This is a genomic window from Nostoc sp. NMS2, from assembly GCF_017115105.1.
In the GTDB taxonomy this organism is placed as follows: domain Bacteria; phylum Cyanobacteriota; class Cyanobacteriia; order Cyanobacteriales; family Nostocaceae; genus Nostoc.
The window spans coordinates 1-8,742 of sequence record NZ_JABXKH010000017.1 but is presented as its reverse complement, the minus strand read 5'-3'; the positions used below and the strand labels follow the sequence as shown (position 1 = coordinate 8,742).

Here is an 8,742-nt window from a genome sequence, read left to right as displayed (position 1 = left end):
GAAACTGGTTTGCTAGTTGCTGCTACTGTACCTCATAACAGCTGTAGATGCTGTAACGCTAGTACTTGTTGTAGCATATCCAGTAGAAATGCTCAGGAAATTTTTGTTGCTTTTGCAAATCCACAAGTGCATCCGCCAAATCTGCAATCATCGGGTGCGAGAATAAGAGCCTCACAGAAAAATCAAGATCGATCGCTTGTATAGTTCGCCTGATACGCCGATGAGTACTGATTGGAGTTGTGAGTCGAGTATGTAAACCTAAGTGTTAGCGATCGCTCAAAATTTTCAACTCACTAACTTTGGCTGTTGGGTTACTGACAGCACTTTCTACCAAAGTCTGAAATTGTTCTGCTAGTACAGCACGGCGTAAATAAACAGAAGGTGATAGAAGTAAGTAAGGGTTGAGAGAGTGCAATGAAGTTCGTCCTTAGCTAATGCGATCGCCCGTGCCCTAGCCAGCCGTCCCAAAATCGAAATTAAGGAAGGCTGATACAACTAATTAATGTTAGTGGTTGGTGGTTTAACCACTAACCACTAACTATTGTTACGTTCTAATGAGTTGCTACTACCTCTCCTTCAAGGCGAACTAGTCGGTCTGCCAAAAGTTTTTCCAGGTCTTCTAATGCCTTGGTGAAACCTTTGATGCCTTCGTCTAGTTTGTCATTTGCCATGCGATCAGCAGCGTGCATTTTGTCATAGCTAGCTTTGTCAATGGATATCTTGTCGATTGACAAGCTTGCTGCCTTGGCGGGGTCAAGTTTACGTGGTAGTTCTGCAACAGTTGACTGCAATTCAGCCAAAAGCGACGGTGAAATGGTCAGCAAATCACTACCGGCGAGTTCAGTAATTTCACCAAGGTTACGGAAGCTAGCTCCCATAACTTCGGTTTTATAGCCGAATTTCTTGTAGTAGTTGTAGATTTTGGTGACTGACAAAACTCCTGGATCTTCGGCTGCTGGGTAGCTATCGCGTCCGGTATCTTTTTTGTACCAATCTAGAATTCGACCGACGAAGGGAGAAATTAGGGTGACACCAGCTTCTGCACAGGCGATCGCTTGGTGAAGACCAAACAATAAGGTAAGGTTACAGTGAATACCTTCTTTTTCGAGAATTTCCGCAGCGCGAATGCCTTCCCAAGTGGTGGCAATTTTAATTAAAACGCGATCGCGGCCAATTCCAGCAGCTTTATACTGAGCAATTAATTCCCGTGCCTTAGTCAGGGTAGCTTCGGTATCATAAGACAAGCGAGCATCTACTTCTGTAGACACGCGACCAGGAATAATTTGTAAAATCTTTAATCCAAAAGCAACTGCCAAACGGTCAAAAGCTAGAGAAACTATCTGTGCTTGGGTAGCTTTATCTCCAGCATCTTTCTTCGCTTGCAGTAAAGTTTGATCGACAATTCCCTGATATTCTGGCATTTGCGCCGCAGCAGTAATCAGAGAAGGATTGGTGGTGGCATCTTGGGGTTTAAATTTTTCAATTGCCTGGATATCCCCCGTATCGGCGACCACAACAGTCACTTTTCGCAATTGTTCTAGTAAATTCTTAGACATAAAAAACTCCGTGATGAATGTTACAGGATTTACTTATTCCCCAGTTTTTTACACTCTCTACTCTTCCTTCAACGAAGAGGCAGGGGGAACGGGGTAGGGAGCGGGGGAGAAATGACCCCATCAAGAACTGCTGTAGAGCAGAGCGGAACATGGGTCTGAGTCCCCCACAACAACTAAGCGTGGTTCTCGTGCATAGCGGGATTGAGCGCAACAGGTGGGGTCGAATCCCCCTTTCTATTCCATCCCCCCTGCTCCCTGCTCCCTGCTCCCTTGCCTCTTGTTCAATTCTGATTCTGGCAATTTTTCTTAATGATTGCCCAACTTTGCTTAATATCTAGAGCCACAGCCCTATTCTAAGTGGCTTATGCCGAAATTGGCTGTCCAATGGAATGCACTTTGATTAAACTAGTTGTGCCCGATTTACCAATTGGAACACCAGAGGTAATCACTACTTTATCGCCCTTATTGGCTAGACCCATATCTACAACTGTGTTCACCACATTGGTAAACATCTCTTCAGCATGGTGGACTGGTGGGATCAACAAAGCTTCCACACCCCAAGAAAGCGCTAGTTGGCGATAAGCGGTGATATCGGAGGTGAGGGCAATAATCGGAGAAGTCGGCCGATATTTAGACACCATTCTCGCTGTATTTCCTGATGAAGTGTTACAGAGAATTGCCCGTGAGCCTGTTTCATAAGCGATGCGACATACTGATTCTGCCACAGATTCGGTAACGCTGAGACTGCCTGCTTCATGACACCAGGCGTGTTTGCTACCCTCATCTAGAGCCTGTTCTGTCCGCACGGCGATATTGTGCATCATCTGGACGGCGGCGATGGGATATTGTCCCACAGCTGTTTCACCAGAAAGCATTACCGCATCCGTACCATCTAAGATGGAGTTGGCGACATCAGTTGCTTCGGCGCGGGTGGGATCGGGGGCGCTAATCATCGACTCTAGCATTTGGGTGGCTGTAATCACCGGCTTGCCAGCACGGTTGCAACGGCGAATAATATCTTTTTGAATCAGGGGTACTTCGTGAATTGGGACTTCTACCCCTAAATCGCCACGGGCGATCATAATTGCGTCGGCAACATTCAGAATGGAATCAAAGCTTTCTACTGCCTCTGCTCTTTCAATTTTGGCAATTAAACGGATGGAAGCGCCGGCTGCTTCAATCATCCGCTTGGCGGGTTCTAAGTCTTGTGGCGATCGCACAAAGGACACCGCTACCCAGTCTACACCCAACTGAATCCCAAAGCGCAGATCCAGCAAGTCTTTTTCGGTGATGGAACTAACAGGTAAAGGAGTTTGTGGTAAGTTTACTCCTTTATGTGTGGAAATTAACCCGCCAGTTCTCACTTGGGCGCGAATATGATCGGCATCGCGATCTGTAACAATTAACTTGACGCGACCATCATTAATTAAAATCGGTTCACCTGGTCGCACCATTGCGAACAAAGTCGGTAATGGTAGAGGTATTTCGTCAATACTCTCACCCTTTTCTTGCAAAACAAAGGTGACTTCAGTACCAGCTTCTAAATTTAACCCTTCCGGTGGTAAAGTTCCCAAACGAATCTTTGGACCACACAAGTCTTGCATAATTGCGATCGGCTTTTGCTGCTCAGTGCTAATTTGTCTGAGATAATGAGCAGTTTGAGCGTGGAATTCATAAGCCCCGTGGGAAAAATTCAACCGTGCCACATTCATTCCAGCTTCTACCAAGCCTCGCAGCTTTTCGGGTGCAGATGTAGCCGGCCCAACAGTACAAATGATTTTGGTTCGACGCATAGGGATTAGGGGTTGAGGAGTAACCTGTGAATTCGTAATTCGTAATTCGTAATTCGTAATTCAGAGACTTCAGATTTTATTTGGTTTTTCGGGTTTAAATCTTTAGCCTTCTTTCAAAGAATTAGTATTACGAGCAAAAAATCACATTTGCTTCATATCAATGGTTTGCTAAATAAAAATACTAGATTGCGTTTTGTTTTCGGCATCTTTCCCATTTGACCCAAATCCCAAAAGTCAAAGGTTAATCACCAATAACCATTAAACAATTCGTAATTCGTAATTCGTAATTCAGAGACTTCAGATTTTATTTGGTTTTTCGGGTTTAAATCTTTAGCCTTCTTTCAAAGAATTAGTATTACGAGCAAAAAATCACATTTGCTTCATATCAATGGTTTGCTAAATAAAAATACTAGATTGCGTTTTGTTTTCGGCATCTTTCCCATTTGACCCAAATCCCAAAAGTCAAAGGTTAATCACCAATGACCATTAAACAATTCGTAGTTCGTAATTATGTTTTGTAATGGGGATTTCAACCCCGACTAATAACATACAAGCTGTTTATTATTCGTGAGTTTCAACCCCTATTCAATTACGAATTACGAACTTGTACTGAGCGACTTGTGCCGAGCGAAGTCGAGGTAAGTCGAAGTATTACGAATTACGAATTATACAGCAACTGTAGAGGCGAGTTTTTCCTTTTGTGACATAGACAACATCAGGTCAATCACGCGATTCGAGTAGCCCCACTCGTTGTCATACCAGGCAATTACTTTGAAGAAGTTGGAATTCAACTCAATTCCAGCACCTGCGTCGAAGATACTAGAATGGGTATCGCCTTGAAAATCTGTGGAAACTACTTCTTCATCTGTGTATCCCAAAATACCCGCTAGTGAACCTGTGGCAGCCTCCTTCATGGCAGCACAGATTTCTTTATAACTGGTAGCTTTGGCAGTTTTGAAAGTTAAATCAACTACAGAGACATCGGGAGTCGGAACTCGTAATGCCATACCAGTCAATCTACCCTTCAATTCTGGTAAAACCAGTGCTACAGCTTTAGCTGCGCCTGTGGAGGAGGGAATAATATTCTGGCTTGCACCTCTACCACCCCGCCAATCTTTCTTGCTGGGGCCGTCTACAGTTGGCTGGGTGGCAGTCATGGCATGAACAGTAGTCATCAACCCTTCAGTCAACCCAAAGTTATCATTGATGACTTTAGCTATAGGAGCTAGACAGTTTGTAGTGCAGCTAGCATTGGAGACAATGATATCTTTGCTGGGGTCAAATAGGTGATGATTAACACCCATGAGTAGGGTAGTAACTCTATCTGGATCTTTGGTGGGAGCGGAAATTATCACGCGCTTTGCACCTGCTTTCAGGTGGTTTGCGGCTCCTTCGTGGTCAGTGAAAAGTCCCGTAGCTTCCACGACATAATCTGCACCTGATTTTCCCCAAGGTAACTCTGCTGGATTTCTCACCGACACACAAGGGATGAAATGTCCGTCAATGAGGATGCCGTCTTCCTTGGCTTCAACCTTGTTCTTTAATTGACCGTGGGTTGAGTCGTACTTTAATAGGTAAGCGAGGTTATCTGGTGGTACTAGGTCGTTAATGCCCACAAACTCAATATTAGGATTATCGATGCCAGCGCGAAGCACGAGTCGCCCGATTCGACCGAAGCCATTGATACCAACTTTCAATTTAGTCAAGATTAAGCCTCCCGTTGTGGAAGTTGAACAAAAGGAGAAAGTTAAAAGTCAAAATAGATTGCCTTTTATTCTTTACTCTTTGATCCTGACAGTATCAGCAAACTAAGGCATATTTGCTTGGCATCTTTTAAGGATTGGGAATTGGGCATGGGGCATTGGGCATTGGAAAAACCCAGTTTTGTAGGTTGGGTGCAGCGATAGCGTAACCCAACATAAAATTTGGTGGTAATGTTGGGTTGCGTTTCACTCCACCCAACCTACATAAATAAATATATTTTTTAAAAAACTCTAGGTTTCAACATAGATGAGGTTTAACAGTCTGATAGGTTGTTAGATTGCTCAGACTGTTTAAATAATTTGCCCTTGTAATCCACGATTCGTTAAGAGGTAAACGGCAAAAGTTCCTAGCCAGTGACTAGCTGCATAATGTTCAATTACAACATCTGTAAATCCATGCTGACGATGGTGAAGAGCAGCAGAGCGGAGCGTTTCTATACGGCGATCGCTATTTGCTAATCTAGAGATGATACCCTCAAGCATCCAAGCACGACTGAGATTAAGACCGTAGAAATGAGCTTGCATATAATCTTGAGGATTATCCACTCTGGCAGGTTCTAACCAATTTACTGAATTATCAATGGGTATTTGTGGCAGAAAATCGGTGAGCCAGTCAGTAAAATCTGTTGTTGGCAGGACTCGCCGCATGAGGTCTGCTTCCGCAAGTCCAGGAGAGAGAAAATCGTAGCCAAGTGGCTCAAATTGTAACGAGTAGTTGCGATCGCTAAGATAAAATTGCCGTGCTTTGTTCTCCACTAACTGAGTGAAATCAGTATTTTCAGTAATCCTTGCCCAATCTAGCATTAAACCAAGTGCAAAAGCTGTTTGGCTATGCACCCCTGTGCGATTTGGCAGTTTCAGTCTGTCAATCCAGCGCTGTAAGTTATCTGCAATCAACTTTTCTAGCGGTTCCAATACAACCCGCCATTCTTTTGCTTGAGCATGATTCCACTCGTGAAGTTCCGCAGCCAGTTGCAGAAGCCATGCTACACCATAAGGAAATTCAAAAAAGGGTAGCCGTTGAAAATGGGCAATTTCTCCTTGAATTTTCTCAGGTGTTAAGCTTTGCCCAAGTGCTTGCTTTGACGCTGCACTGAAAGAGGCTTCAGGAAAGTGACGCAGCAGACGTACCAGCAACCAGTGACCATGTACAGCCGAATGCCAATCTAAGCAGCCATAAAAAGCAGGAGTCAATTTACGCGGTGGTTTTATATCCTCATCGCTATCAGCCCAACACAAAATACTGTTGGGATATTCCCGCTCTATACAATTTAGTACTAATTGAGCAAACTGTGCTGCGATCGCTTCATTAATCTCCAAATTATCCGATGGCATGATCGCTTATACCAATTCTGTATGAAAATGCGCTAAACCATATTTAATTTAAGGCAAGAGACGCGATTTATCGCGTCTTTGTAATCTACAATGCATCCCGACGCATTAACATTGCAAGGAATTGCCAAATTTAATTTCCTACGAATTAACCATCAGTGCTTCAAGTTTTACCCTAGCTTCTGCTTGCAGAAATTCAGCCACTTGAGCCTCAATTTCATCCCGGACTATTTGGCGATACTCCAAGAAATGCTCAATTTGGGCACAAACAGCTAAGTAACTACTCACCCCACCCGGATTATGCTGATACATGCTCCACAAGTTGCGCCAGAATTGCCAGCGCGTTTGACGACGTACACCCTGCCGCCAGCAAATGATCAGAAATGCTCGGAGTACTTTCCAGTTCAATGGTTTTTTAGCAGCTTTGCCCTTTTTCGGATAGGTTGCTTCACCCAAAAGCCGGAAGTGTTGGTATGTACGCTCTAAAAACCGCTCTGGCTCATACAAATCACAGAACGCTTGCACATATTCACGAGCAATGTCTTCTAACGGTCGAGTTGGGACAAAGTTCATCAACGTGGTTTGGTTGATGTTAGCTGATTTATTGCGAAGTCGTCCTTCCTTTTCTAATCTATGCCAGAGGGCCGTATCTGGAAGCGCTTGCAGCATACTAAATAAGGCAGTGGGTATTGCTGTTTGCTCAACAAACTTGACAATTCGCGCACCGGCTCCTACTTTCTCGCCATCAAACCCAATAATAAAGCCTGCCATAACTCGCAACCCTGAGCGGGTAATTCTATTCACCGCTTCACTAAGTGAGTCTCTGGTATTCTGGTATTTTTGAGTGAAAGTGAGACTTTCTTCGTCGGGGGTTTCAATTCCCAGAAAAACGGCTCCAAAATTACACGCTACCATCAAGTCCATCAGTTCTTGATCTTGGGCTAAATCAACTGAAGCCTCTGTCGCAAAAGAAAAGGGATAGTTATGTTCTACCATCCACGGCAGAAGAGACTTCAAAAATAATTTGACATTCCGCTTATTGCCGATGAAGTTGTCATCCACCATAAAAATACTGCGTCGCCAACCCAGTTTGTAGAGATAATCAAGTTCTGCTAGTAGTTGTTCTGGGTTTTTAGTGCGGGGTTTGCGACCATATAGCACAATAATGTCGCAAAATTCACACTGAAAAGGACATCCACGAGAAAATTGCACCGACATTTCTGCATAAGCTTCAAACTCTAGCAAGTCAAAGCGAGGGGTAGGAGTGTTGGTAACATCTGGTTTTTCACCGCCAGAGCGAAAGATACCTGTGCGATCGCCCCGGGCGATTGCTGCTACAAATAAGGGTAGGGTAATTTCCCCTTCGTCCAAGATCAAATAATCTACTCCGGCAGATGTCATTTCATCTGGTAATGCTGTCGGGAAAGGCCCACCCACAGCTACTCGTTTACCTCTGCGTTTTGCTTCTAATATCTGACAGAGCAAATCCTCTTTTTGCACAATCATCGCCGACATAATAACCAAATCTGCCCAAGCCCACTCTGCTTCCGTACAGACGCGAACATTTCGATCTACTAGCTTATACTCCCATTCTTGAGGTAATATCGCGGCTACAGTTACTAAACCTAAAGGCGGTAACATTGCTTTACGGTCTAATAAAGCCAGTGTTTTTTCAAAAGACCAAAAACTTTTTGGAAAAAGGGGGTATAGAAGTAAAACGTTCATGTTTGATGCTTATAAACCTTGATATTAGCTGCTGGTTGAGTCAAATACAACTTCGCCGCTCTGGTAAAACACTTAGAGAAGCTTTTGTATGCAGTAGCTGTAAACTCTACTATGACTGATTTAGACGAAACAATATTTTTTAAGGGCAATTATTACTACTTTTATACTAGAGAGGACTCCGAAACTGTGGGCTTTGCTGAATTAAGGATTGATTCTTGTAGGGTGGGCATCCTGCCCGCCCGTAAATACAAGGGACGCTGATGTTGCCCATCCCACAAAAAGGGTAAAATCATCCCGCAAATATGCAACGCAACTTGGCAGATTGGCAACTTGGAGAAAATTAACTGTGTTATTTTGAATAACTATACAAGGTGTATTTGCACTTTCAAGCTATTTAGACGGGCTTCAACCCGTCTTTATTTATCGCCAAATCCTTTTAAGTCTGGGACTTACGTGTAAGAAATGTAGGGGCAATTCATGAATTGCCCCTACAGCGTGTAGCCGGGAGCATCCACAAATGGCAAGAAACACCGGGCGATTGGAAATCGCGGCTACACAAACGAAGTCCGCCTT

The 8,742-nt window shown here is 43.9% G+C and carries 7 protein-coding genes; 1 reads left to right on the top strand and 6 read right to left on the bottom strand.

All coding sequences use genetic code 11. The features are described from left to right. Positions 1-204, top strand: a 204-nt coding sequence (locus HWQ36_RS01125) for a hypothetical protein (protein WP_292697215.1), incomplete at its 5' end; no start/stop codon positions are given. 61 nt (positions 205-265) lie between these two features. Here the strand turns inward: HWQ36_RS01125 and HWQ36_RS01120 are convergent. The 6 genes from HWQ36_RS01120 to HWQ36_RS01095 all read right to left on the bottom strand — a co-directional run bounded on the left by HWQ36_RS01120 (position 266) and on the right by HWQ36_RS01095 (position 8,169). Further along, the gene (locus HWQ36_RS01120) at positions 266-415 is read right to left on the bottom strand and encodes a hypothetical protein (RefSeq protein ID WP_292697213.1); all 150 of its coding nucleotides are present in this window, start codon (positions 413-415) and stop codon (positions 266-268) included. A gap of 136 nt (positions 416-551) precedes the next feature. Next, positions 552-1,556 (bottom strand): transaldolase, encoded by a 1,005-nt coding sequence (locus HWQ36_RS01115; RefSeq protein WP_292697211.1) that lies wholly within the window; start codon positions 1,554-1,556, stop codon positions 552-554. A 362-nt stretch (positions 1,557-1,918) separates the two neighbouring features. Then, positions 1,919-3,349 carry a pyruvate kinase gene (pyk, locus tag HWQ36_RS01110; RefSeq protein WP_292697209.1) on the bottom strand — a complete coding sequence of 477 codons (1,431 nt, stop codon included), beginning with the start codon at positions 3,347-3,349 and terminating at the stop codon, positions 1,919-1,921. A gap of 665 nt (positions 3,350-4,014) precedes the next feature. Continuing rightward, positions 4,015-5,055 (bottom strand): type I glyceraldehyde-3-phosphate dehydrogenase, encoded by a 1,041-nt coding sequence (gene gap, locus HWQ36_RS01105; RefSeq protein WP_292697207.1) that lies wholly within the window; start codon positions 5,053-5,055, stop codon positions 4,015-4,017. A 348-nt stretch (positions 5,056-5,403) separates the two neighbouring features. After that, positions 5,404-6,447 carry a DUF2891 domain-containing protein gene (locus HWQ36_RS01100; protein ID WP_292697205.1) on the bottom strand — a complete coding sequence of 348 codons (1,044 nt, stop codon included), beginning with the start codon at positions 6,445-6,447 and terminating at the stop codon, positions 5,404-5,406. Between the two features lie 138 nt (positions 6,448-6,585). Then, a complete protein-coding gene (locus HWQ36_RS01095; protein ID WP_292697203.1) occupies positions 6,586-8,169 on the bottom strand; it encodes a B12-binding domain-containing radical SAM protein in 1,584 nt (527 codons plus the stop codon). Between the last annotated feature and the right edge of the window lie 573 nt (positions 8,170-8,742).